The following is a 532-nucleotide window of genomic DNA, read 5'->3' on the forward strand; positions in this document are numbered from 1 at the left end:
TGCTCGTGGGCTTCGAGTCGGGCGACGACCAGATTCTCGTGAACATCAAGAAGGGCGTGCGCACGGACTTTGCGCGCCGCTTCAGCGCCGACTGCAAGACGCTCGGCATCAAGATTCACGGCACCTTCATTCTGGGGCTGCCGGGCGAGACGCAGGACACGATCAGGAAGACGATCGAGTACGCGAAGGAAATCAATCCGCACACGATTCAGGTGTCGCTCGCCGCGCCGTATCCGGGCACGACGCTGTACAAGCAGGCCGTGGAAAACGGCTGGATGGAAGAGAACAAGACGATCAACCTGGTGAGCAAGGAAGGGGTGCAGCTGGCGGCGATCGGCTATCCGAACCTGCCGCGCGAGGAGATCTATCACCATCTGGAGCAGTTCTATCGCCAGTTCTATTTCCGGCCTTCGAAGATCTGGGAGATCGTGCGCGAGATGCTCACGAGCTGGGACATGATGAAGCGGCGTCTGCGCGAAGGCGTGGAGTTCTTCCGCTTCCTGCGCGCGCACGAGGCATGATGGACCGCGCG

General features: G+C 60.9%; 1 pseudogene. It reads left to right on the forward strand.

The window, feature by feature from the left end:
• Nucleotides 1–521: pseudogene (locus U5A65_RS40745) on the forward strand (hopanoid biosynthesis associated radical SAM protein HpnJ); the annotation flags it as partial.
• Nucleotides 522–532 lie beyond the last annotated feature (11 nt).

The sequence above is a fragment of the Paraburkholderia sp. J10-1 genome (genome assembly GCF_905220165.1).
In the GTDB taxonomy this organism is placed as follows: domain Bacteria; phylum Pseudomonadota; class Gammaproteobacteria; order Burkholderiales; family Burkholderiaceae; genus Paraburkholderia.